The sequence below is a fragment of the Aquabacterium sp. A08 genome, assembly GCF_011742065.1.
Map to the genome: position 1 here is coordinate 1 of NZ_JAAQQT010000012.1, position 518 is coordinate 518.

At 77.0% G+C, this 518-nt stretch carries 1 pseudogene; it reads right to left on the bottom strand.

The annotated features are described in order from the left end of the window. Positions 1-470: pseudogene (locus HA630_RS00075) on the bottom strand (hypothetical protein); the annotation flags it as partial. Positions 471-518 lie beyond the last annotated feature (48 nt).

Consider the following 518-nt stretch of genomic DNA (forward strand, 5'->3'; position numbering starts at 1 on the left):
GGGGCTTCCTTGGCGTAGTCGTCCAGGTGGAAGAACAGGGTTTCTTCCTCGTACGGGCCCTGCCACACGCCGTGGCGCGCCAGAAAGGCGGCGGGACCCAGGGCGGCTTGGCCGCGCCACCAGTCGTGGTCGCGGCAGCGGTGCTCCAGAAAGCTGCGCAGCCGGCGCAGCACCGTGGCCGGCCACACCAGGTGGCGGCCGGCCAGGGCCAGCAGCGCCGGCAGGTCGCGCCGCAGGTTGAAGCGCCCGCCCTGGCGCGCGGCCAGTGTCAGCGCCAGGCGCGAACACATCAGGTCCAGCACCGGCGCTTCGCGCAGGCCGGGCGGCACCAGCACCGGGCCGTGCGCCGGGCCGCGCCGGGCGGTGGGGGCCGGCGCCGGCCCGTCCCGGCGCGCGGCGCTGCCGGGGGCAGGGGCGTGCGGACGCAACAGCGGCGCCTGGGCCGGGGGGGAAGCCGAACGTTTGACCATCCGATGCCTGCTCCTGCAAAACCGGCCTGGCGCCACCGGGGGGCGCGG